Source organism: Fusobacterium mortiferum ATCC 9817 (genome assembly GCF_000158195.2).
GTDB lineage: Bacteria > Fusobacteriota > Fusobacteriia > Fusobacteriales > Fusobacteriaceae > Fusobacterium_A > Fusobacterium_A mortiferum.
In genome coordinates this window covers 723630-746754 of the sequence record NZ_GL987988.1, presented here as the reverse complement: position 1 = coordinate 746754, position 23125 = coordinate 723630, and the positions used below count along the sequence as shown (strand labels likewise).

24 protein-coding genes and 1 pseudogene are annotated in these 23125 nt (G+C 28.3%); 20 read left to right on the top strand and 5 right to left on the bottom strand.

From position 1 onward, the window contains the following. The first annotated feature begins 253 nt into the window (after positions 1-253). The 16 genes from FMAG_RS04560 (at position 254) to FMAG_RS04485 (ending at position 8978) form a co-directional block, all read left to right on the top strand. On the top strand, positions 254-481 hold the full coding sequence (locus FMAG_RS04560) for a hypothetical protein (RefSeq protein WP_005884470.1): 228 nt from the start codon (positions 254-256) through the stop codon (positions 479-481). Positions 482-493: 12 nt separating this feature from the next. Beyond that, positions 494-1420, top strand: a complete 927-nt coding sequence (locus FMAG_RS13235; RefSeq protein WP_005884468.1) for a helix-turn-helix domain-containing protein — start codon at positions 494-496, stop codon at positions 1418-1420. Continuing rightward, positions 1421-1648 carry a hypothetical protein gene (locus FMAG_RS04545; RefSeq protein WP_005884465.1) on the top strand — a complete coding sequence of 76 codons (228 nt, stop codon included), beginning with the start codon at positions 1421-1423 and terminating at the stop codon, positions 1646-1648. Then, positions 1635-1967, top strand: a complete 333-nt coding sequence (locus tag FMAG_RS04540; RefSeq protein WP_005884464.1) for a hypothetical protein — start codon at positions 1635-1637, stop codon at positions 1965-1967. Before FMAG_RS04545 ends, FMAG_RS04540 begins: the two co-directional genes overlap by 14 nt. Further along, on the top strand, positions 1954-2664 hold the full coding sequence (locus FMAG_RS04535; RefSeq protein WP_005884462.1) for a ParA family protein: 711 nt from the start codon (positions 1954-1956) through the stop codon (positions 2662-2664). The genes FMAG_RS04540 and FMAG_RS04535 overlap by 14 nt, the downstream gene beginning before the upstream one ends. After that, complete coding sequence (locus FMAG_RS04530; RefSeq protein ID WP_005884459.1) at positions 2664-3644, top strand: hypothetical protein; 981 nt, start codon at positions 2664-2666, stop codon at positions 3642-3644. The genes FMAG_RS04535 and FMAG_RS04530 overlap by 1 nt, the downstream gene beginning before the upstream one ends. Before the next feature lie 96 nt (positions 3645-3740). After that, entirely contained in the window at positions 3741-4250 is a 510-nt protein-coding gene (locus FMAG_RS04525) for a DUF2786 domain-containing protein (RefSeq protein ID WP_005884458.1), read from the top strand. 20 nt (positions 4251-4270) lie between these two features. Beyond that, positions 4271-4708, top strand: coding sequence for a hypothetical protein (locus FMAG_RS04520; RefSeq protein WP_005884456.1), 438 nt, complete (start codon positions 4271-4273; stop codon positions 4706-4708). A gap of 11 nt (positions 4709-4719) precedes the next feature. Next, positions 4720-4866, top strand: a complete 147-nt coding sequence (locus FMAG_RS13750; RefSeq protein WP_005884454.1) for a hypothetical protein — start codon at positions 4720-4722, stop codon at positions 4864-4866. Continuing rightward, positions 4863-5075: a hypothetical protein gene (locus FMAG_RS04515; RefSeq protein ID WP_005884453.1), complete on the top strand. Its 213-nt coding sequence runs from the start codon at positions 4863-4865 to the stop codon at positions 5073-5075. The genes FMAG_RS13750 and FMAG_RS04515 overlap by 4 nt, the downstream gene beginning before the upstream one ends. Positions 5076-5077: 2 nt before the next feature. Then, a complete protein-coding gene (locus tag FMAG_RS04510; protein WP_005884451.1) occupies positions 5078-5296 on the top strand; it encodes a hypothetical protein in 219 nt (72 codons plus the stop codon). Further along, on the top strand, positions 5296-5874 hold the full coding sequence (locus FMAG_RS04505; RefSeq protein ID WP_005884449.1) for a YopX family protein: 579 nt from the start codon (positions 5296-5298) through the stop codon (positions 5872-5874). The genes FMAG_RS04510 and FMAG_RS04505 overlap by 1 nt, the downstream gene beginning before the upstream one ends. Next, a complete protein-coding gene (locus tag FMAG_RS04500; protein ID WP_005884447.1) occupies positions 5875-6159 on the top strand; it encodes a hypothetical protein in 285 nt (94 codons plus the stop codon). Positions 6160-6281: 122 nt separating this feature from the next. After that, complete coding sequence (locus FMAG_RS04495) at positions 6282-6821, top strand: DUF4241 domain-containing protein (protein WP_005884444.1); 540 nt, start codon at positions 6282-6284, stop codon at positions 6819-6821. 151 nt (positions 6822-6972) lie between these two features. Next, positions 6973-8406 carry a recombinase family protein gene (locus tag FMAG_RS04490; RefSeq protein ID WP_005884440.1) on the top strand — a complete coding sequence of 478 codons (1434 nt, stop codon included), beginning with the start codon at positions 6973-6975 and terminating at the stop codon, positions 8404-8406. A gap of 8 nt (positions 8407-8414) precedes the next feature. Continuing rightward, positions 8415-8978, top strand: coding sequence for a hypothetical protein (locus tag FMAG_RS04485; RefSeq protein WP_005884438.1), 564 nt, complete (start codon positions 8415-8417; stop codon positions 8976-8978). 28 nt (positions 8979-9006) lie between these two features. On the opposite strand, the gene FMAG_RS04480 is transcribed toward FMAG_RS04485, so the two are convergent. Together FMAG_RS04480 and rsmB are read right to left on the bottom strand one after the other, a co-directional pair. After that, on the bottom strand, positions 9007-9663 hold the full coding sequence (locus FMAG_RS04480; RefSeq protein WP_005884436.1) for an O-methyltransferase: 657 nt from the start codon (positions 9661-9663) through the stop codon (positions 9007-9009). 11 nt (positions 9664-9674) lie between these two features. Beyond that, on the bottom strand, positions 9675-10976 hold the full coding sequence (gene rsmB / locus FMAG_RS04475; RefSeq protein WP_005884434.1) for a 16S rRNA (cytosine(967)-C(5))-methyltransferase RsmB: 1302 nt from the start codon (positions 10974-10976) through the stop codon (positions 9675-9677). A gap of 155 nt (positions 10977-11131) precedes the next feature. Here rsmB and mgtE point away from each other — a divergent pair, with 155 nt between their 5' ends. Next, on the top strand, positions 11132-12466 hold the full coding sequence (mgtE, locus tag FMAG_RS04470; RefSeq protein WP_040493734.1) for a magnesium transporter: 1335 nt from the start codon (positions 11132-11134) through the stop codon (positions 12464-12466). A gap of 289 nt (positions 12467-12755) precedes the next feature. Beyond that, positions 12756-13772: a LacI family DNA-binding transcriptional regulator gene (locus tag FMAG_RS04465; protein ID WP_005884430.1), complete on the top strand. Its 1017-nt coding sequence runs from the start codon at positions 12756-12758 to the stop codon at positions 13770-13772. A 106-nt stretch (positions 13773-13878) separates the two neighbouring features. Here FMAG_RS04465 and FMAG_RS04460 read toward each other — a convergent pair whose 3' ends face one another. Genes FMAG_RS04460 through FMAG_RS04450 form a run of 3 tightly spaced genes read right to left on the bottom strand, consistent with a single transcriptional unit; the run spans position 13879 to position 19414 of the window. Beyond that, positions 13879-15825, bottom strand: a complete 1947-nt coding sequence (locus tag FMAG_RS04460; protein ID WP_005884428.1) for a beta-galactosidase — start codon at positions 15823-15825, stop codon at positions 13879-13881. Between the two features lie 14 nt (positions 15826-15839). Further along, a complete protein-coding gene (gene melB, locus FMAG_RS04455) occupies positions 15840-17198 on the bottom strand; it encodes a melibiose:sodium transporter MelB (protein WP_005884426.1) in 1359 nt (452 codons plus the stop codon). A gap of 20 nt (positions 17199-17218) precedes the next feature. Continuing rightward, positions 17219-19414, bottom strand: coding sequence for an alpha-galactosidase (locus FMAG_RS04450; RefSeq protein ID WP_005884424.1), 2196 nt, complete (start codon positions 19412-19414; stop codon positions 17219-17221). Between the two features lie 290 nt (positions 19415-19704). On the opposite strand from FMAG_RS04450, the pseudogene htpG reads away from it, so the two are divergent. Both htpG and FMAG_RS04440 read left to right on the top strand, forming a co-directional pair. Continuing rightward, positions 19705-21527, top strand: a pseudogene (gene htpG / locus FMAG_RS04445) (molecular chaperone HtpG). Between the two features lie 234 nt (positions 21528-21761). Further along, positions 21762-23117: an ABC transporter substrate-binding protein gene (locus FMAG_RS04440; RefSeq protein WP_005884422.1), complete on the top strand. Its 1356-nt coding sequence runs from the start codon at positions 21762-21764 to the stop codon at positions 23115-23117. Positions 23118-23125 lie beyond the last annotated feature (8 nt).

The window sequence follows — 23125 nt, the reverse complement described above, 5'->3', positions numbered from 1 at the left end:
CCCGCACGTTGCTCTTCTAAATGGACACATAACATAACCTAAGAAAAATGAGGATTGACATCACTCTGCTATATGCCGCTTATGTATTAAGTCTAGCATACTTTATATAATAAATCAAATTTTTTTATCAAACTTTATTGGAGGTAAAAAAATATGGTTACAAGCTACGAACAATTAGAAATGTTAATTAAAAAATATGGAAAGACTACTACTCTAGAAAAAGCTTTAGAGTTAGTTAAGGCTGGTGGTTTAGATGACTAAGATATTTGATTCAGTTATCTATATAGTATGCAATCCAGACGGTGTTCCTATGAAAGCTTATACTAGAGAGCAATCTGCTAAAGACCATCTAGTTAAAGAAATAATGGAAAGAGGAGAAAGATTCTCCATTGAACTTGTAAATTTAGATATTGATATGGATTTTGCAAAGAGAGCAAAATTTATACTGGAAGGCATTGCCTTGAAAGAAAAGAAAGAGTAGAAAGGAGAGGTTATGAGAGATAGAAGACAAAAAGATTGGTTTTGGGTAGATAATGCTTTAGTAGATAGAAGAGATTTAAATCTGTATGAAAAAATGTTGTACATCTGCTTAGCAAGACATGCTGGAAACAATGATTATGCTTTTCCTAAATTAGCTACTCTTTGTGATGAATTAGGAGTAAAAGACAATAGAACAGTTGTTAAATATATAAAATCCTTAGAAGAAAAAGGGTTGATTGAGATAGAAAAAAGAAAAGGAAGTTCAAATCTTTATTATCTCAACAATGTAGAAGTACCTACATCTGATGTACCTACATTTAATGTACCCACTACATCAAATGAGGGTACAGTACCTACATCAAATGTGGGTAGGGGTAGTAGCATGAAATGTACCCCTAAGAATACTAATATTAAGAATACTAATTTAAATATAATAACTACTACTAAGTTAGATAAAGTAAATAAGATAGACCAAATGGAAGTTAGTAAAAAAATTAGTAGTAGTTCTAACTTGAATAATTTGGATAAAGATACTATCTATCAAATCAAGTCAGCACTTCAAAGTCATGGCTTAAGTATTCCTACTTGTAAAAATATCATGACTTTGGTTGAACAAGGTAGTGTTGGTTTGGAGAGAATAAAGCTCGTTCTTATGACAGCTCAGTTAAAAAAATGGGATGATGGTGCTGTCTATCAAGCCTTGAGAGATAATTGGGAGATTAAAGCTGAAATTTCTCCTGCTGCTCCAGAGGATATGGAAGCTAAAATCAAATGGCTTAAATATTTTTCTGGTATCTATTCAGATAAAGAATTGAGAAGTGAAATTGAAAAAATAATAATAAATATCCCTTTAGAAACTTTAAACAAAAATAAAAGCAAGTTGTCTAAGATGACTGTATTTGAATTTAAGAGTCATCTATCTAGTTTAAAAGGAGCTTAAATGTCAATAAAAATTTCTGTAGAAAATTATAATAAAATTCATGAATTATGTGATGAGTTAGGAATTGATTCAGATAGATATAATTCTATCAAAGGTGACTTAGCTGGAAAATTAATCCTTGATTTAGTGAAGCTAAAAATGTTTCATCAAGGCGACTTAGCTGCTGGGAGAATTTTAGCTCCCATTCCAGCTGATTACATGGAAGGTGGTAAGTATGACTGTAGATAATTTCTTTAAAGAAATTTCTTTTATGAATAGTTTTTTATTAGATGTTCATGATCATGAAATTGATTTTCTTTTTAATCTGGCAGATAAATACAAAGTTAATAAACTTGAGTTGGCTCATCATATCTTAGATTATAGAGAAAAATATGTTAAAAGACCTAGGGTTTGTAGAAAAGTAATAGATTTAGAAACTGGATTTGAATATAGAGATATAAAAACTTATACTGAAGCTTTCGGTTTGGATTATCAAAAAGGTTATAGATTAGTAATAAATAATCCTAATAAATTTAAATTAGTAGAGGTGGATAATGGAAGAATTTAAAAATAGATGTAAAACAATTTTGGTAAAAGCAAATAAAGGTGGAGTTGGTAAAAGTTGGATAACTCTCCAACTTGCACATAAAGCTGCTCTTGATGGAAGTAAGGTTATAATAATTACTTCTGATTCTCAAAATAATATTTTGGATTTTAGTGGTAATGGTAGTCTTACTCCACTAGGGTTAGATGAATGGCTTAAAAGTGGTAATGGTGGGTTCACAGAGTTAAGAAAAAACCTTTATTATATCCCATTTCACTCGGCTGTACTTCCAGAGGAATTAGAAGTAAGATTTGAGAGTTTTATCAATGTTTTAAAAGGAGAGTTTGATTATATCTTCATTGATTCTACACCTGTGTTGAACTTGGATAAAAAATTTATAGACTTAGCAGATGAAGTAGTTATCCCAACTTTCCTTGATCAAGTAACTTTAGGTTCTATAATTACTTTAATGGAGCAAATAAGCCCTAAAAGTAAAGTTAAAGCTATTATTCCAAATCGTACTGGGAGAACCAAGCTTGAGAGAGAGTACTATGATAATTTAAAGAAGATTGTTTCTCAAAATATTTTACTTTCTGTTCCTATAAAACAAAGTTCTTTCATTTCAAAAGCTATTGATGAAGGAAAAACAATTTGGGAATACAGAGCAAAAGATGCTGTGACACTTCAAGAATTATTTTTACAGGTTCTGGAGGTGTTATGATGTCAAATAAATTAGCTATGTTTGATAAATTAAAAAATACTATGCAGGAAGTAGAATGGCATTCAACTTTTGATTTCGAGAGTTACGAAATCAATGCAGAAGATAAAGCCTTCATTGAAAAAAAAGAGGAACTTATTTCAAATAGTTTTAAGAGATATAGTTCTTCCAAATATGATATCTGTATGGCACTTGTGGAAGTTAAAATAAAACTTCAAAAAGCTAAAGAGGGTAGCTTCATGGCTTGGTATAGTCATCTTGGCTTCACTAAAGATAAGGTGAGTGAGCTTTTAAAAACTTATGAGCTCTACATCCAAGCCCCGCATATGAAAGATTATATCAGTTCTCTCTCTGGAGTAGCTGTTAGACTTCTTACTCATAAAGATGTTGATCCTCAATTAGCATTAGACATTATGGAAAAAGGTGTGAAAAACATGGAGGATATAAGAGAGCTAATCGAACTAGCTCTCTCTCCAGCAGAACCTAAAAGAGCTGTTGAATACAAAGGCAGCATTTCTAAAAAATCTTTAGGAGCTATTAAAAGTATTGAAAAACAGATTAAAAAATCATCTTCTCCTGCTGAACTTAGCTCGGCAAAAAAAGAGATTGAAGCTATGAAAAAACTTCTTTCTGAAATGGAGAAAGATATATCCGCTAAAGAGAAGGAGTATGAAAATCAAAATAATTTGAAATTACCTACTTCTCCAGCTCCTGTAATTGAAGAGTTTAGTGATAATGATTTTAACAACTCATCAGCATTTATTGATGAAAAAGGATATATCTATTTTGTCCGTGCTGGGATAGGGGGAAGTGAATTTAAAGTTTATTTTGCTAAGACGTTAACAGATTATAAAAATGATTTTAGAGTTCATGGAGTAAAATCTCCTTTACTTCCATATAGAAAAACAAGAGGAGAAGCTTATGCAGATTTAATTTCTTATGCTAGAAGTAAAAAAATGAAACCTTTAAAGGAGATTAACTAGTATGATAGCAAGATTAAAAAAACTTTTAGGGTATAAAATAAAATTTTATGGGAGATTTTAGAGGGAGCTTCCCTCTTCTCTCTCTTGGAGGAATAGATGAATAATAAATTAGAAAAATTAAGAAAGCTTAGAGCTCTTGCTGAAGATAATAGAACTACTCCTAGTGAAAGGGAATTAGCTTATCAAAGATATATAGAATATAAAAACAAATATGGTTTAGATGATGTAGAAAGTCAGAAAGAACTTTTTGATATAAAGGTTGATAACCAGTATGAAACTTATTTGTTATATGCTATCTTAGATACTTTTAATTTAGGTATTTATCGTATGAAAAATAAATCTAGATTAAGATTTTATTTCTATGCAACAGATTCTGAATACCTTGCAGTAAAAGATGAGTTTGAACATCATCGTTTGAAACTTACGCAAATTTTAGAGGGAACTACTGTTAGATATCTACATTCTCAAGTTATAGTTCCTGTTGCTTCCACTAATGATGGTTCTCCTAAAAAACAACGTAGCGATGAATTTTTAAAAGCTTACTTTGGTAACAGTTGGTTAGATAAAGAAAATTATAAAAACAAATTAAAACTTAATGGGAATTAATACTATCCAAGGAGGAAATTATGGAAGGGGAATACTCAATCCTTTTGCGTCATAAAGGAGCGAAAGGTATAAGAAAGCTTGTTTCAAAAGAATTAAAGAGCACATATGATTTTATTCGCAGTATGAAATATAGAGTAACTGATTTAAAAGATTTAAGTATTGGAGAAGTAACTTTTATACGAGAACGCTGCCACAATCTTAAATTAGGTAGTTTTGATGAACTTATACAAGTACTAGAATTAGGTATAAGTTATGATGAAAGAGGAGCTCTTAGTGGGAGAAAGAATGATTATAAAATTTTAAAAGTTTGTAATAATTGTTACTACTGTGAATGTATAGGAGAATTAAAATTGTGTGGAAACAAGAATTCTATTAAATACAATGAAGAAATCAATATAGCTGGGATATGTGGTTGCTTTGAAAAAGGAATCTATTGGAGAAAATTAGGAAATGAATAAGGAGATAACCTATGAATAATTGTATCAACTGTAAACATTGTTTCATTGCTTACAATGAGGAATATTGTGGTCAAAGAGGAGTATTCATTTATGAAATAGAAATAAATTCCTGTGTAAAGTATGAACCTAAAGAAAATAAAAAAGAGGTAAATAAATGAATGATAAAGATTTTAAAAATTTGAAACCAGGAGAAACTTTTCCTTGTGGAAATAAAAATATATATGTAAAAGAAGTGGGGTACATAGAATGTGATTTATGTTTATTTAAAAATATTCCCTGTTTTTATCTACAAGATCTTGGAATTATTCCACAATGTGATGGAAGGGATAGAGAAGATGGGAAAACTGTTATCTTTCAGGAGGTATAAAAATGGAGTTTAATTCGGATAATTTAGAAAAATATAAAAAATATATTTTAAAAAATAAAAAAGGATATAAATTCGATAATAATATTTCAATATATTTCCTAACTGGGCAATGGATATTTGCTAAGAGAAATAGGATAATAATTAAAAATAAAGATTGGGAAGAATTTAAATTGGAAGTTGCTATTACTAAGAAGGAGAGAAAAAATGGAGGTAAAAGATAATGAGAGATATACAATTTAGGGGATTTGATTTAGACTCAAAAACATGGTGTTATGGTTATTATATAAAACATATTAATGCTACTCCCTGTATATTTCCTTCAGAAGCAGAGAAGGAAGAATGGTATGAGAAACATACTGAACATTTAATTGTTTTTGATGATTTTTCGGATTGGTGGATGTCAAGAGGAGTTAAAATTGCAAATAAAATAGATCCTAAATCATTAGGACAAGATAGTGGTTGGATAGATAAAAATTATAAAAGTATTTATGAAGGAGACATTTTAAAAATAGAAACAGAAAATGAAGAGACAGTTGTAGTTATTTGTAAATATGGAAAAGTAAAAAGAAAATTATTACCAGAATTAGATTTAGAAAATAATTTAGAGAAGTTATTAGATTTAATGTATGGAGCTCCTGTTGTAGAGATAAATGGATTTTATTTTGAAAGAGAAGATGGAACTAATACTTATCCAATAGTATGTAATCATCTTGGTAAACATGATTGTCTTTCTATGGAAATTATTGGAAATGTTTATGAAAATGAAGATTTAGTAAAAGAGTTTTTTGAGGTTGATTAAATGAGAATTTTAAAACTAGCAGTTAAAGAACAATATTTCAACGAAATAAAACAAGGTACTAAAACTGAAGAATATCGGTTAGTAAAAAAATATTGGGGAAAAAGACTCCTAAAGGAATATGACGAAGTTCATATTACTCTAGGATACCCAAGGAAAGATGAAAAAAACAAAATTTTAAAATTTAAGTGGGCTAGTTATGAAGTTAAAACTATCCAACATGATGAATTTGGAGCTGCTCCTGTTAGAGTTTATGCTATCAAGCTGGAGGAAAGAATTTACGATTAAATAAAAAAGGACATTGGAAATTGAATAAAAAGTTGAGAAATAACTTGTAATTAAAGGAATAGTAAGGTAATATACACACAACCTAAGAAATACAAGGCTAGAGAGCCAATAAGGAGGACATTATGGAATTTATAACTAAATTAAAATTAGAGGACAAGGTTGTGGTAACAGACCCTTGCTACTGCTATGAACCAAATCAAAGAGGAATAGTACTTTTAGAGAATGTTCAAGCTGGAGATTATAAATGTTGTGTTCTTTATAACAAAGAAAATAGAGTAAAAGAAGCAATAATTTTACATGAAAGCTTATCAATTTATGAACAAGAAGGTTACTTGTGGCTACAGGAAGGATTTATTTGTGTTGATGCTGCCATAGCTGGAGTGATTAATTATAGCTTACATGAAGAGATGAGAAGATGTAAAAATAGGAATGAAAAAAAATGGGAAGATAAATATTATAAAGAAATATGCGAGTTATTCTCCCAAGATACCGATACTATATGTTTTAGAGAAAACTCTTTCATTACTAGTACTGGATGGGGTGATGGAAGATATGGAGTTTATGTTACTAAGAACAACGATAAAATCCTTGGTATAAAAATAATCTATGACGAGGATGAAGAAGAGTTTGAAGATGACTGGGAAGATGAAGAAGAATACTAAAAATAAAAATAAGTTATTTGAAGAGGGATTTTCCCTCTTCTTTTAATACTGGAGGTAAATATGGATACTATTATTAGAAATGAAAATATAACACCTGAAGAGAAAAATACTATCTTAAGACTATTATTACAAGCAGCTAAAGAAGAATTAAATGTCGAATAGTTTTTCTTCTCCTGCTAAAATTTCAGCTATTTATTGCAGGGAAAGTACAGAAAAGCAAAATATACAAAGTCTTATAGATATGTGTAAAAAAGCTGCTAAAAAAATAAATCTTCAAAATATAAAAGTTTATTATGATGTAGCATCTGGGTACAATAAAGACAGAGAACAATATAGTAAATTAAAAGAAGATATCCAAAATAATTTAGTTGATACTTTAGTATTGTATGAAAGTTCTAGGCTTACAAGAGATGAATTGGAGCATCATATATTTTATGGATTATTAAGAGTTCATAATGTTAAAGTTTATACTGTTACACATGGTTGGTTAGACTTACAAGATGCTGATGATACCTTTCTGACTAATCTTTTAAATTTATTAGATGCTAGAGAGGGAAGGAAAACAGCTAAAAGAAGTAAGGACAGAATGACTGAATTAGCAGAGCAAGGGAGATGGACTGGAGGCCCAGCTCCCTTGGGATATAAATTAGTTAATAAAGAGCTGGTAATAGTTCCAGAGGATGCAGAAAAGGTTAAAACTATTTTTAAACTTTTTCTTGATGGAAAAACCAGACAATCCATTGCTAATTTTTTTGGATATGAAGTAAAAAAGGTTAGAAGATTATTAGAAAATCCCGTCTACATTGGAAAATTAAAATTCCATTCTGTTGAAATAATTAATAAGAAAAAAATTCTTCATAAAGATTATAAAGTGTTGAATGGGATCCATGAGCCTATTATAGATGAAAGTACTTTTTCCCTGGTGCAAGGTAAATTAAAAAATATTAAGGTTGAAAGAAATACAGATGTATATATCTTTAAAGATTTAATAAAATGTACTTGTGGAAGAAAGATGTATCGGGTTGTAAATAAATATAATTATTTAAAAAAATCAACCAATGAAATTTCTAGAAAAACAGAGAACCTATATTATTGTAGAACTTCTGATAAATATAAAAGTCTTGGGTGTGGTGCTATTGGTATTCATGAAGAAGAGTTATTTGAAGAAGTTATGGCTTCTTTAAAAAAAATTATTTTTTCTTTAGAAGTAGAGAACATTGATACCAAATTTGATGATTATCAATCTCAATTAGTTCTTTATAAAAAAGAGTTGGCTTCTCTCTCTGGAAAAGAAGAACTCCTAGCCAGGCAGTTATTAAATTCTCTTATATCTGAGGAAGTTTTCGAAAAGTTAATGAAAGAGTTAAAAGAAAAAAAGGCGTTCCCGGAGGAAAAAATCAAAAATTTAACTACATTAATTACTAATAAAAAAAATACTAATAAAAATTCAGAGATATTAAAAAAATATTTTTTTAAATTAGAAAAGGAAAAAGCTCCAGAAAAAATAAATAATTTTTTAAAACTTATAATAGATGAAATCGAAATGGTAAATGATTATAGATTCTACATCCATTTAAAATTTTAGGAGCGGCTATGTTAATAATAAAAGAGAAAATTTTGGAAAAATATTCAATTTTGGAATTAAAAAAGATCTTTGGAAGTTGGTTCTTATATTTTAAAAGAAGTGATTTTAAAGGCGAGCTGTATAATATAACCTCTTATTTAACTATAAATAATTTGGATTATTCTCTTGAAGAATTTAAGAAAGATTATCCCAAATTATCAAATAATAAAGAGATAGCAACTATTTTTAAATTATATAAAAGCGGGTTTTCACTTCGTACCTGGGGTATTAAATTCAATAAAGATATTAATCATTTAAAAAAACAATTGAAGGATGGTTATATTTACAACTCAACATCTATACCTAAAGAGTTTTTAAAATATGTAGATATAGCTATTGATACTTCAGATTTCAAAATAGAGTTATATAAAAAGCATATAGAACTCTATGGAAAAAAAGAAAAACTTGAAGCTTTTAGAAGAACATACTCTTTAAAAGAAAGAGTATATTTTGAAAAGTATAAGAATTCTTATCATCTAGCTTTCAAAGGCTTCTTAGCTGATTACATTTCTTATAAAGAAAGAGAGGAATAATTTAATTATCCTCTCTTTTCTTTATGTTTTATTCGTTTGTATTTTCGGTTTTTTTCTTGCGGAAAAGACCAATTCCATCTCCAAAAGGAAGAAGTACAAACTCTCCTCCATTTCTTGAATATAGATACTCAATAAACTCATTTAACCTTCTTACTATTGTTTTAAATCTCTTTGGATACTCTTTATATAGATATCCTCTAAACATAATATTATCAATAAATATTATTCCATCTTTATTTAATAATTTATATGAATCTTCAAAAAATTCCATATAGTGTCCCTTAGAAGCATCAATAAAGACAAAATCAAATTTTTCATCTATTTTTTTAATCTCTTCTACTGCATCTCCTTTTATAGATACAATATTATTTAATCCAGACTTTTTAAAATTTTCTTGAGCTAGATTATATCTTTCTTCATCTATCTCTATTGTATAAAGTTTTCCACCATTTTTCTCTATCTCTTTAGCCATTAATATTCCAGAATAACCAATAGCTGTTCCTACTTCTAATATATTTTTTATCCCATTACTTTTTACTATAAATTTAAGATATTCAGCTACCTCTTTAGTAACTATTGGAACATTATACTCCCTAGCATATTTTTCCATCTCAAGTATTAATTCATCATTCTCTTTTATCTTGCTTATTATATATTCATTTGCTTCTTTTAATTCTTCTAACATAACTATCCTTTCTATTTATTTTTTTTAAGTTTTACTATATAAAATCCATCTAAAATATCCTCTTTATAATCTACAGTAAATCCACCTACATTGTCATAGCTTCCATTTACGTTTTCAGGAATATATAGCTCTACTGTTTCAAAATTTGGATATTTTTCTAAAAACTTTTTAATATTTTCTCCATTTTCCTCTTTTAAAATAGTGCAAGTACTATATACCAATTCTCCATTATCTTTTAAAACTTGAGAAGCTGATTCTAAAATTTCAAACTGAAGTTTAGCTAATTCCTCTACATTTTCAGAATTTTTATTATATATAGCCTCTGGTTTTTTTCTAAGTACACCATAACCACTACATGGAGCATCTACTAATATCTTATCAAATTTCTTTCCTTGCTCCTTTAATTTTCTAGCATCCATCTTTACAGTTCTAACAATATCTACACCACATTTATGACAATTTTCTTCTATTAATTTTAATTTATGTGGATATATGTCTAGAGCTAATAGCTCTCCTCTATTCTCCATAAGCTCTCCAAGTACAGCAGTCTTTCCACCTGGAGCACTACAAGTATCTAGTACTGATTCATCAGGTTTTGGATTTAAATTTCTAGCTGATAGATATGATGAGGCATCTTGTACTATTATTTTTCCATCTCTAAATTCATCACTATACAGTAATATTCCAGAATCTACATAGTATACACTATCCACTTTTTTTATTATGTCGATTTTTTTCTCTTCTAATAATTTTTCAAACTCTTCACAGCTATATTTTAATCTATTTACTCTAAAACTGATATACGGGATTTTTTTTAAAGATTGTAGAAATAACTCTCCCTCCTCTTCTCCATACTCAGAAACAAGCTTATTATAAAACCACTCTGGATATGAAAGATATATATAATTTTTTCCACTCTCTTTTAGCTCTTTTACATCTTCTTGCCACTCTCTCTGATAGCTTCTTAATACTCCATTGATAAATTTCCCAACTGGAACACTAAATTTTTTCTTAGCAAGCTCTGTAGCTTCCCAGATAACTCCTTTATCGTCACTATTCATAAAACTTATTTGATACATAGATATTCTCAAAATATTTCTTATCCAATCTTTTTTTATAGTAGTAGTTCTTTTATCTATCTCATAGTCAAGAAATATTTTATTTCTAATTACTCCATAGAAAAGCTCAGTTATAAAACCTCTTTCTTTTTTAGAAAGATTATTCTCTTTAAAATATTCATTCAATGCTATATTAGAAAATTTGCCATTTTCTACCTCTTTAATCAAGCTGATAACTCTAGCTTTTATATTCATTTTTATCCTCCTAATTTTTCATTCAAATATATTATACAATATTTATTAAATCTTTTGTAGTAATATAGAATTTTTATTTGCCTTTTTTCAATTAAAATGGTAATCTATATAAAGAGAAATTTTATTATGTGGAGGTTTTTTATATGGAGGTTCCGTTGGAAGATATTTATCATTTATTAGAGACTAATCAGCTTAACAAAGTAAGGGAGATATTAGTTGATTTACAACCTGTTGATATAGCAGAGCTATTTGAGGAGATGAGCAAGGAACAAAGCTTAAAGCTTTTTAGAATTTTACCTAAGAGTTTATCAGCAGATATTTTTTCTTATCTTTCTTCTGATAAGCAACAAGAAATCATTGAAAACATAACTGATGAGGAGATACGTAATATTGTAAATGATATGTTTATTGATGATACTGTTGACTTTATAGAGGAGATGCCAGCAAATATTGTAGATAAAATTCTACAAAATACTTCTTCTGATATGAGAAATTTGATTAACCAATTTTTAAGATATCCAGAAAATAGTGCTGGTAGTGTTATGACTGTAGAGTATCTATCTTTAAAAAATGATATGAATATTGGACAAGCATTACACTCTATCAAAAGATTTGGAATTGATAATGAAACTATTGATATCTGTTATATAATAGATAATCAAAGAAAACTTGTAGGATATATCTCACTTAAGAAACTGATATTCTTAGATGATGATGTACCACTTAGAGAAGCTATGGAAACAAATTTTGTAAGTTGTCATACTACTGATGACCAAGAAAACATCGCTTCTGACTTTAGAAAATATGATTTGACATCTATGCCTGTTGTGGATAATGAAGATAGACTTGTTGGTATTATTACAATAGATGACGTAGTAGATGTAATCGACCAAGAAAATACTGAAGATATGCAAAAGATGGCTGCTATGGCTCCATCTGATGAAGAGTATTTAAAAGAATCTGTTTTTTCTTTAGTTAAACAGAGAATAGGTTGGCTTTTAATTTTAATGATACTAGCAACTTTTACTGGTATTATAATTAGAACTTATGAGGGAGTTTTACAATCAGCTATTGTTCTTATCTCTTTTATTCCTATGCTTATGTCTACTGGAGGAAATGCTGGTTCTCAATCTTCTATGTTAATTACTCGTGGAATAGCACTTGAAGAGATAGAGTTATCTGATATTGGTATGATATTTTGGAAAGAGTTAAGAGTTAGTGTAATAATTGGTGTGGTTTTATCTGTAGTAAACTTTTTAATTATTTACTACCTAAGTGATATTAATTTTGCTGTTTCCTTTGCTATATCTCTTAGCCTATTTATTACAATAATTATAGCTAAAGTTGTAGGTAGTACTCTTCCTATTATAGCTAAAGGACTTAAACTAGACCCTGCTATTATAGCAAGTCCATTTATTACTACTATAATTGATGCTTGTGCTTTGATAGTATTTTTCTTAGTATGTACTCACTATTTACATCTAGCATAAAATTATTGTTTTAAACAAGATATTCATAAACAAAATATAAAAATTAAGAAGAATATTAGAGACCGTTATAATTAATTAAAATACTTCAAGAATGACTTTCGTTCAAAGAATAAAGAGCAAGTATGGCTTGGTTCACTAAAAACACAAAACTCGACTTCGTCTCAGACAGTTGTGTTTTTTAGCATTTACCTTCGCTGACTTGCTCTATTTATTCTTATCAATCTTCATCATTCTTGAATTTTCTTATATATCTAACTAAAATTATGATAAATAGAGATAGGAGATATTTATGGCAACACTTAAAGAGATAGCTGAATTAAGCGATGTTTCAATAACAACAGTATCAAGAATATTAAACAATGATACTACCTTAAATGTTTCTAATAAAACTAAAGAAAAAGTTATAGAGATAGCTAACAAATTAAACTATAAAACAATAGGACAGAGATACAAAGATAGAAAAGCTAAAAAGTATAAGATTGGTATAGCTCAAATGTTTGAATTAGAAGAGCAGAAAAAAGATATTTACTATATTATGATGAAAAATGTTCTAGAAGAAGTTTGTTTAGAAAAAGGAATAGAGGTTATCTCTCTTTTTAGAAATAAAGATAAAAACTTTATAAAAATTAATAAAAAGAAATTAGATGGGATATTTCCAATAGGAAGATTTACATTAGAGGAAATAGCTGATTTTGAATCCTATACTAGAAATATTGTTTTTATAGATTCATCTCCTGATGAGTTGACCTATCACAGTATTATTCCCAACTATCAATTAGGAGTAAGAATTGCTTTAAAACATTTTTTAGATAAAGGGCATAAAGATATTGGTTTTATTGGAAGTAAATATACTTTTGGTAATACAAAAGAATGGGAGATAGATTCTAGATATGTATATTTTAAAAGTTTTTTAGAAGGGCATAATCTCTTTAATGAAAAATATATAGTTGAGTGTGAGATGAATTCAAAATCTGGTTATAATAACATTATTAAATTTTTAAAAAATTCTAAATTACCAAGTGCTTTCTTTATCTCATCTGATGCTATTGCTTCTGGTATATTAAAAGCTTTTAGTGAAAAGAATATAAAAATTCCTGAAGATGTAAGTATTATTACCTTCAACGATACTCCTCTTTCTGAATTTGCTACTCCAGCTCTTTCATCTATAAGAATTTTTATGAGAGAGTATGCTGATGCAGCTATAAGACTTATGGAAGAACTTTGGGAAGGAGAACACGGGGTAAAAAAAGTTATTATGCCTTGTAATCTTATTGAGAGAGAAAGTGTAAAAGATAAAACTATATAGTCAATATTAAAAATTCTTAATAAATAAAATTCAAGAATGACTTTCGTTCTTCGTCATTCTTGAATTATTCTAATTTTTTAAATTGAAATCAAGAGAGAGTAGTAGGTTATTTAACAACTTTACATTCAAAAGGTGCAAGCTCAAAATCTTTTACCTTAACTGAATAATCATTATGATTTATATAGATTTTTACTCTATTTTCTAGATTTCCTCTTTCAACTACTTCTACACCTTCAGGAGTAATCTCTTCTACTACATCTGTTCCTTCAAGAACTTTTTCCATAACCTTAGTCATAAGTTTATCTTCTAATCCACAACCTATATAGTAAATCTCTCCAGCCCCAACTTTATTTTTTGTCACAGCTGAAAACTCGTTATAGAATTTATCATCATACTTCATTAAAGTTTGTGCAGCAGTAGGTACAAGCATATCTCTAAATATTCCGGCTCTTCCCTCTACTCCTTCAAATTCTCCTATACCTTTTAATGGTAACTCATCATACTCTTGTAAGCTTTCTGTTTCCTCTATATATACTCCAGTTAAATCAGTATATCTTACAGGTAGCATCTCATTTAATGTCAAGTTATTATCTATATCTTTTATAGCATTACGGTAAGTAAATACAACTTTACCACCATTATTTACAAACTCTTTTATCTTAGTTACAAATTCCTCTTTCCAAATTATCATAAACGGAAGAATTACTACTTCATATTTAGAAATATCCATTGTATGAGGAATGATATCTATCATTATATTTTTTTCATAGAAAACTTTATGTATTCTTTTCATCTCACTATGACAATCTAATAATATACTTTGTTTTTGTATTCTAAAAGATGCTAATGAATCATAGTCATATATCATAGCTATTTTACTCTCTATTGGAGTTTCTAAAGATTTTTCATTTTCCTTAGCTACTCTAAAGAAATTTTGAACTTCATAAAATTTTCTTCTCTTTTGGTTATCAGCATCTATTACTCCATAACAAAATTGCTCTGCTCCTTTAGTAGCTCCACGATATCTGAAGTAAATAAATGTTTCAGCCCCTCTAGCTACTCCTTGATATGACCACATCTTAGCTTGATTAGGTCTTGGAAGATATCCTGTTATATCATGTCCTTGAGCTCCCATTATCCCCTCTGTTATCCAGAAATTTTGTCTTTTCAACCCTCTCATATAATCCAAACCAAAAGCTATTTCACAAGGTGGAATAGGTTTCTTTTGTCCTCCCCATACTGGATAGTTATTGTAAGCTACTACATCTAATTTTTCTGCTAACTTAGAGTAGTCCACATGCTTATCTAATCCTCCACCTGGAAAATCATGAATAATTACTGCCTCAGGAATTATATTTCTAATTATCTCAACTTGCATATCAGAATATTTTACAATACTCTCACTTCTAAATCTTTCCCAATCTAATCTTAAAGCTGGATTATGAGTGGTAATTGTAGCGGCTGGTACAGGTATCTCTTCAAAAGAGTTATACTCTTGAGACCAGAAAGTTGTTCCATAAGTTTCATTTAATTTATTGATATCTCCATTAAATTTTTTAGAAAGGAATTTTTGGAATTCTCTTTCACAACATTTACAGAAACACTCGTCGCTTCCTTCATGTCCAAACTCATTATCAAGTTGCCAAGCCACTATATTTTTTTCATCTTTATAGTGTTCTACAAGAGTTTGTACAATTTTTTTAGAATACTCTACATATTTTTCACTGTTATAACAGCTTGTATGACGTCCACCAAATCTTCTTTTTTGACCATTTTCAAATTCTGATAATACTTCAGGATATTTTTTAGCAAGCCAAGCTGGAATTGTAGCTGTTGGTGTTCCAAAAATTACTTTTAGTCCTTTCTCACTAGCTTTTTTTATAACCATATCGAAGAAGGAAAAATCATATTTTCCTTCTTCTTTTTCCATAATATGCCAAGCAAACTCTCCTATCCTGATTACATTACTCCCAAGTTCTATTATATTGTCTAAATCCTTATCTATCATTGATATATCCCATTGTTCAGGATAATAATCTACTCCTAACCACATACTATTTCTCCTTATTAAACTGTTCTTTGTTTTCTATTTTCCATTAATTTTTCTACAATCTCATCGTAATACTCATCATTTAATTTATAATACTTTTTATATATTACATATCCCATAGCTGATAATAACATAGGGAAAATTATCATTAAACTTCTTATTCCCATTATAGCAGAAGCTGTTTGTTGTACATTAGCTACATATCCTACTAAAGACAATCCTATTCCTATTAACCAACCACTTACAGCTGAAGCAGATTTAACAAGTAGTGTTTGGACAGAGAAAATTACACTTTCATTTCTACTTCCAAATTTATATTCTCCATAATCAACAACGTCAGCTAACATAACTGTTGAAATACCTAAAGAAAGTCCTGATCCTAATTTAGCTACAATTCCACAAGCAGCAACTAAAGTAGCACTTTCTGGAGCAATATATCCAGCTAAACATAATAACCCAAAACCAATAACTGGTAAGCTACAAGCTAAGAAAAATACTTTCTTTCTTCCTATTTTAGTTGATAACATTGGAAAAGTCATTAATGCTGCTATTTCAGCTATTCCAGAAAATCCTGTAAAAACTGAAAATAGTGCTTCTCTTCCTATTACATATTTGAAGTAGTATATAGCTACCCCTCCAGATATTTGAGCAACTAAGTTATACATTAAAACTGTTCCTATTAAAGCTACTAGTTGGTCATTTTTAAAAATCAATCTAAATGTATCTTTTAAATTTACCTTTGGAGCTTTTTGGTCACTTACTATTTGTTCCTTTACATTTATAACTGTTAAAGTTGAAGCAAATATAAAGAAAATTGCTATTCCAACTGCTAGTAGAGAAAATCCTCTTCCCTCATTTCCATTTCCAAGTAATCCTATAACTGGTAATCCAAAACTTCCTATACTTAACCACGCTAAACTAGCAAATATTCTAGGTACAACAGCTATCTTTTCTCTCTCTTTTTTGTCACTAGATAGAGCTGGTATCATAGACCAGAAAGGTATATCCATTACTGTATAAGTCATTCCCCATAAAATGTAAGCAACAGAGATATAAGCATATAACATTTTTCCTTCTAATCCATTAGGTTTGAAAAACATAGCAATTAAAACCACAGCATTTAAAATAGTTCCTATAAGTATCCAAGGTCTAAATTTTCCCCATCTACTTCTTGTATTGTCAACTATCATTCCCATCATAGGATCATTGATTGCATCCCATAATCTTGCTACTAGAAACAGTGTTCCAACAAAAGCAGGTACTAACCCTACTACGTCAGTTAAATAATACATTAAGAAAATATATATTATAGCACAAGCATAGTCTTTTCCTAACGCTCCTATTCCATATGAAAGTTTCATTTTAAAATCTACCATTTTTTTATCCCCCTTATATTTTATTTTATCTCTTTCAATTTAAATATTTTACTTTGAAAATCTTGTGTTTCTGAATCTTTAGAAAAATATCTATCAGGTTGCGGGAAAACTATTCCCATATTCATAAGTTCATCTCCATAAGCTTCAAATTCATCATTAACTAAATATTTTTTATCTGGATCTAATCCTTTTAAAATAACTTTTTTATTATAACCAGGATTTGGTTCAGCTAAAATCTGGAAATATCCAACTAAAGCTTCAGATTTATCTTTGTTGACTACTATCCAAGATGTTGTATTTCCTTCAAATGGACTCTCTATTCTATAAAAATCCCCAAATTGAATTAATTTTCTATTTTCTTTATAGAAATCTAAATATTTAATTACTTTTTTATCCATCTCTTCATCAAAAATAAGTGGATTTAACTCATACCCAAAGTTTCCAAAATAAGCTACATGATTTCTAATATCTAAACTTGTTTTTCTAGCGGTTTGATGGTTAGGAATATCTGAAACATGAGCCCCCATAGTGAGTAATGGATATCCCATTGAAGTCCCATGTTGAACTTTTAATCTAACTATTGCATCAGTATCATCACTTGTCCATACTTGCGGCATATAATATAACATACCAGCATCAAATCTTCCACCACCAGAAGCACAAGACTCAAATAGTACATGTGGATATTTTGTAGTTATTTTTTCTAATATTCTATATAGTCCTAAAATATACTTATGAGGTAAATCTCCATAAGTTATTTCTGTCATATTTCTATTCATATCCCATTTAACATAAGATATTGGAGCTTCAGCAAATCTCTCATCAAGTACAGAAATTATATAATTTTGTACATCTTCTCTAGATAGATCTAAGATATATTGATTTCTTCCTAGTGACAATTTTCTTCCCTTTACTCCTAATATCCAATCAGGATGTTTCTTATAAAGTTCACTCTCTTTACTTATCATCTCTGGTTCAAACCAAAGTCCAAATTTCATTCCCTCAGTTTCTATTTTTTCAGCCAAACCTTTTATACCGTTAGGTAATTTTTCTAAGTTAGGGAACCAATCTCCTAAAGAACTTTTATCATCATTTCTCTTTCCAAACCAACCATCATCTAATACAAAAAGTTCAAATCCAAGTTTTTTAGCTTTTCTTACCATATTTAGAAGTTTTTCTTCATTAAAATCAAAATATGTTGCTTCCCAGTTATTTATAAGAATTGGTCTCTCTTTCTCTTTCCACTCTCCTCTCATAAGTCTTTCTCTGTATAGTGAATGAAAATTTTGACTTAAACTATTAAGTCCTGTACTTGTAAAAGAGATTATAGCTTCAGGTGTTTGGAAACTTCCTCCTCCATTTAAGTTCCAAGAGAAATCAAAAGAATTTATTCCCATAGTTACCCTTGTAGCATCAAAATGATCTACCTCTACGTGTGCTAAAAAATTTCCAGAATAAACTAAGGAAAATCCAATAGCCTCTCCCATATCCTCATCTGTATTAGGTCTTTTTAAAATAATAAAAGGATTTTGATGAGCACTACTTGCTCCTCTTGTACTATCTATATATTGATTTCCTACCTCTAATTTTCTAGTTTTAAGATGTCTTTCTCTAGCCCAAGCTCCTGAAAAGTGTAACATCTCATAGTTATAATCTGGTAAGTCTAATGATAAACTCATTGCTCTATTTAATTTTAGATTTTGTTTTCCATAATTTTCAAATCTAGCATTTCTAGTTAAAATATCTCTTTCATTGAAAATAGTGTAAGTAAGATATAGTCTACATTCTAAAACTTCATCCTCTAAAGTAATCTCTAAAGTTTCAGCTTCCTCTTCTGATAACACATAAGTAGCTGGTAATCCTTGTAATTTTTCTTTCCCCTTATAAATTCTATATCCTTTATATACAAAATTACTTACCCTACTTCCATTCTCATCCTCTATCTCGAAAGCTGGCTTTCTAAAATCTGTTGTTCCATATGATGGGTACTCCTGTTTGAAATACTCTAATGAAAATCCTGGATCCTCTTCATAATGAGCTATTATTCCAATTCCAACCTCAGGTTTATAGAAAAAATGTGAAAAATCTTCTCTATGTCTTATTTTTTTTCCAAAATAAAGTTGCCCTAATTGTCCATTTTGCATAACATTAAAAACATAACTAAAATTCTTCCCTTGTAAATGAAACTCTCTATTTTTTTCATTGAAGTTTATCATTTATCCTCTTCCTTTCTCTTAATTAGTAAAAATTTTACTGATTTTATTTTAGAATTTTTTATTTGTTTATAATACATTTCATTTATTTTACAATAAAATATTACCATAAAATATATTTATATTTCAATAGTTATTAAAATATTAAAAGTAAAAATTTTACTATTTTATTTTTTATTTAACTTGAATCAAAAATTTTATAATATAAAAAATTATTGACAACTTTTATTGATTATGGTATATATTAATTGTTAGCCAGTAATTTATTAGAGTGCTAAGGAGGTAATTTTTAAATGAGAAAAGAAGCAAAAATGTTTCAAGCAGAAACTAAAGAATTATTAAACTTGATGATACACTCTATCTATACAAATAGAGAGATTTTTTTAAGAGAGCTTATATCAAATGCTAGTGATGCTATTGATAAAATAAAATTTGAGGCTCTTACTAATAGTGAAATTTTAGGAGAAGATAGAGATTTTAAAATAACTCTATCAGTAAATAAGGATAAAAAAGAGATAACAATTACAGATAATGGAATAGGAATGACTTATGATGAGGTAGCTGAAAATATAGGAACTATTGCAAAATCTGGTTCAAAAGCTTTTAAAGAAAAATTAGAAAACACTTCAAAAGATGATATAGATATTATTGGACAGTTTGGAGTAGGGTTCTATTCTGGATTTATGGTAGCTGATAAGATGACTCTTATTACAAAATCTCCAAAATCTGATATGGGAGTAAAGTGGACATCTACTGGAGATGGTTCTTATGAGATAGAGGAGTTTGAAAAAAAGAGAGAGGAACTTCTATCACTCTTACTATAAAAGATGGAGAGGAGTTTATGACTTTCTTAGAAGATTGGAAGATAAGAGATTTAGTTAAAAAATACTCTGACTATGTAAGATATCCAATTATTTTCAATGATGAAACAATTAACTCTACAAAACCAATTTGGAAAACAGATAAATCGCAACTTAAAGATGAAAATTATAATGAGTTCTATAAATCTACTTTCCACGATTGGGAAGATCCTATGTTCCACTTTCATCTAAAAGTACAAGGTAGTATTGAATATACAGCTTTACTATATATTCCTAAAAAAGCTCCAATGGATTTTTACTCAAAAGATTATAAAAAAGGATTACAACTTTATACAAAAAATGTCTTTATAATGGATAAATGTGATGAGCTAATTCCAGAATATTTTAGTTTTGTAAAAGGGCTTGTAGATTGTGATGATTTATCACTAAATATCTCAAGAGAGATTTTACAACAAAATAGTGAACTTACTGCTATTTCTAAAAATCTTGAGAAAAAAATCATATCAGAGCTTGAATATATCTTAAAAAATGATAGAGAAAAATATATTGAGTTCTGGGAAGCTTTTGGTAGAAATATAAAATTTGGTATCCACGATATGTTTGGAATGAATAAAGACAAACTTCAAAACTTATTAATATTTAGAAGTTCTCTAGATGATAAATATGTTACATTGAAAGAGTATGTAGAGCGTATGGGAGAAGAGAAAAAAGAGATTCTTTATGTAGTAGGAGAGGATTTAGCCACTGTAAAATCTCTACCTAAGATGGAAGCTCTAAAAGAAAAAGGAATAGAAGTCTTAATCTTAACTGATAAGATTGATGAGTTTGCTCTAAAAACTATGAATGAGTTTGAAGGAAAAACTTTCAAATCTATAAGTGATTCTGATTTCAAATTAGAGGAAAACAAAGAAAAAGAGGAAGAGATTAAAAAATTATCTGAAGACAATAAATCTATGCTAGATAAGATAAAAGAGAGCTTAACAGGAAAAATAGTAGATGTTGAGCTAAGTAATAACTTAGGTAGTGGTGCTTCTGCTCTACTTGCTAAGGGAGAAATCTCTCTTGAGATGGAAAAAGTACTTTCTCAAATTCCTGGAAATGAAAATATAAAAGCTGAAAAGATTTTAGCACTAAACCCAGAACACCCTCTATTTGCAAAACTTCAAGAGTGTAAAGATACTCCTAAATTTGATGATTTATTAGATATTCTTTATACAGAGGCTCTTATGCTTGAAGGATTCCAAATAGAAAATCCTGTTGAGTTTATTAAAAAATTAAATAATCTTTTAAAATAAAATTTAAAATTAAATTCTTAAAGAGAAAAATTTATTTAAACTAGGTAAATTTTTCTCTTTTATTTTTTATTTTACTATTGACTTTTAAATAAAATAGAGCTACACTTAGAATAGAAAAGAATATAATAAAAGACTGAAAGATTCTTTATTTAGAAGTGTTTATTTTGCAATTATAAGTTAGAGTATTTTCTAAATTTATAATTGCTTTTTTCTTATATGAAAGTGTGGTGAAATATGAAAAGATTATTTTTTATTTTTATATTATTATTTAGTCAACTCTCTTTTGCAGAGTTAGAAGATTATATTTTTGAAAAAAAAGAAGAAAAAAATAAGATAAGAATCTCACAAGAATTAAGGGTTACTACTCTTGACCCAATCAAATTAACAGATATTTACTCTAAAAGAGCTTTTAGATTTATCTATGATACTCTTTTTGAAATAGATATTGATGGTAAAATCACTCCTAAGTTAGCTCAAGAGTATTATTATATAACAAAAAAGCTGTTATATATTAAACTTAAAGATGGAATAAAATTTCAAGATGGAACTTCTCTTACATCAGAAGATGTAAAAAATTCTTTACTGAGAGTAAAAACTCAAGGAGCTTTAAAGGAGTTTTATAAAAATATAGAAGAAATAGAAATTATTAATAATAGAGAGTTTATTATCAAATTTAGTCAAGAAGACAAATATATATTTGAAACTCTTTCGCACACTATGAGTTCTATTATAAAAGAAAAAGCAGGTAAAATTATTGGCACAGGTTTATATCAAGTTGAAGCTTTACAAAAAGATAGTGTTACTCTTTCAAATATAGAATTTCCATATAAAAAAATTATTATTGATAGAATTTTTTCAATTCAAGATAGATTACTCTCTCTTTTTAATAATAACTCTGATGTAATTTATGATATTACTAATTTTGATATTAAAAATGGTAAAAATTTAAAAATTATTGATGAAAAAAATATTGATATTAAAAAAAGTGAAAATATAGTAACTACTGCCTTAGTATTTAATAAAAATAGAGATTTAAAATTTAAAAAAATTCTAAATAATATTTTAAATACAGAAGAATCTCTTTTACCCCCAGAAATTTATGATAAAAATTTAGAAGATATTGATAAAGTTAAAAATTTTAATATAAATAAAGAATTAAATACTTTAAATGATAAAGAAAAAATTGTTGAACTTATGATATTAAATACTGAAGAAGATAGAAAACTAGCTGAGAATATAAAGAATAGATTAAAAAAATATGAAATTATAGTAAAAATTCTTCCTTATCAAGTAGATGCTTACTATTATAAAATAAAATCCAAAAATTTTGATATAGCTCTTCAACATTTAGTTTTCAATAAAAAATATCCAAGAATATCTTTAGGAAAGGTTATTCTTTATGATATTTATGATGATAATCTCTATAAAGAGATAAATTACTTTGAAAATAGGTTTGAAAAGGAAGAGAATTTAGAAAAGAGAGAGAAAATCTTTATTGAAGGAGTAAACGAAATTTCTAAAAAATTACCATATATTCCTTTAGAACACCATTCATTATATATCTTAATCAATAGAGCTCTTGAAGAGTAAGGAGGTAA

What these genes read in the sequence shown, in the direction of transcription:
- FMAG_RS04540 (WP_005884464.1), top strand. Translation starts at nt 1,635, where the DNA reads ATGACTGTAGATAATTTCTTTAAAGAAATTTCTTTTATGAATAGTTTT.
- FMAG_RS04505 (WP_005884449.1), top strand. Translation starts at nt 5,296, where the DNA reads ATGAGAGATATACAATTTAGGGGATTTGATTTAGACTCAAAAACATGG.
- FMAG_RS13750 (WP_005884454.1), top strand. Translation starts at nt 4,720, where the DNA reads ATGAATAATTGTATCAACTGTAAACATTGTTTCATTGCTTACAATGAG.
- FMAG_RS04485 (WP_005884438.1), top strand. Translation starts at nt 8,415, where the DNA reads ATGTTAATAATAAAAGAGAAAATTTTGGAAAAATATTCAATTTTGGAA.
- rsmB (WP_005884434.1), bottom strand. Translation starts at nt 10,976, where the DNA reads ATGAATATAAAAGCTAGAGTTATCAGCTTGATTAAAGAGGTAGAAAAT.
- FMAG_RS04510 (WP_005884451.1), top strand. Translation starts at nt 5,078, where the DNA reads ATGGAGTTTAATTCGGATAATTTAGAAAAATATAAAAAATATATTTTA.
- FMAG_RS04465 (WP_005884430.1), top strand. Translation starts at nt 12,756, where the DNA reads ATGGCAACACTTAAAGAGATAGCTGAATTAAGCGATGTTTCAATAACA.
- FMAG_RS04440 (WP_005884422.1), top strand. Translation starts at nt 21,762, where the DNA reads ATGAAAAGATTATTTTTTATTTTTATATTATTATTTAGTCAACTCTCT.
- FMAG_RS04490 (WP_005884440.1), top strand. Translation starts at nt 6,973, where the DNA reads ATGTCGAATAGTTTTTCTTCTCCTGCTAAAATTTCAGCTATTTATTGC.
- FMAG_RS04520 (WP_005884456.1), top strand. Translation starts at nt 4,271, where the DNA reads ATGGAAGGGGAATACTCAATCCTTTTGCGTCATAAAGGAGCGAAAGGT.
- melB (WP_005884426.1), bottom strand. Translation starts at nt 17,198, where the DNA reads ATGGTAGATTTTAAAATGAAACTTTCATATGGAATAGGAGCGTTAGGA.
- FMAG_RS04450 (WP_005884424.1), bottom strand. Translation starts at nt 19,414, where the DNA reads ATGATAAACTTCAATGAAAAAAATAGAGAGTTTCATTTACAAGGGAAG.
- FMAG_RS13235 (WP_005884468.1), top strand. Translation starts at nt 494, where the DNA reads ATGAGAGATAGAAGACAAAAAGATTGGTTTTGGGTAGATAATGCTTTA.
- FMAG_RS04530 (WP_005884459.1), top strand. Translation starts at nt 2,664, where the DNA reads ATGTCAAATAAATTAGCTATGTTTGATAAATTAAAAAATACTATGCAG.
- FMAG_RS04480 (WP_005884436.1), bottom strand. Translation starts at nt 9,663, where the DNA reads ATGTTAGAAGAATTAAAAGAAGCAAATGAATATATAATAAGCAAGATA.
- FMAG_RS04535 (WP_005884462.1), top strand. Translation starts at nt 1,954, where the DNA reads ATGGAAGAATTTAAAAATAGATGTAAAACAATTTTGGTAAAAGCAAAT.
- FMAG_RS04545 (WP_005884465.1), top strand. Translation starts at nt 1,421, where the DNA reads ATGTCAATAAAAATTTCTGTAGAAAATTATAATAAAATTCATGAATTA.
- FMAG_RS04560 (WP_005884470.1), top strand. Translation starts at nt 254, where the DNA reads ATGACTAAGATATTTGATTCAGTTATCTATATAGTATGCAATCCAGAC.
- FMAG_RS04495 (WP_005884444.1), top strand. Translation starts at nt 6,282, where the DNA reads ATGGAATTTATAACTAAATTAAAATTAGAGGACAAGGTTGTGGTAACA.
- FMAG_RS04525 (WP_005884458.1), top strand. Translation starts at nt 3,741, where the DNA reads ATGAATAATAAATTAGAAAAATTAAGAAAGCTTAGAGCTCTTGCTGAA.
- FMAG_RS04460 (WP_005884428.1), bottom strand. Translation starts at nt 15,825, where the DNA reads ATGTGGTTAGGAGTAGATTATTATCCTGAACAATGGGATATATCAATG.
- FMAG_RS04500 (WP_005884447.1), top strand. Translation starts at nt 5,875, where the DNA reads ATGAGAATTTTAAAACTAGCAGTTAAAGAACAATATTTCAACGAAATA.
- FMAG_RS04515 (WP_005884453.1), top strand. Translation starts at nt 4,863, where the DNA reads ATGAATGATAAAGATTTTAAAAATTTGAAACCAGGAGAAACTTTTCCT.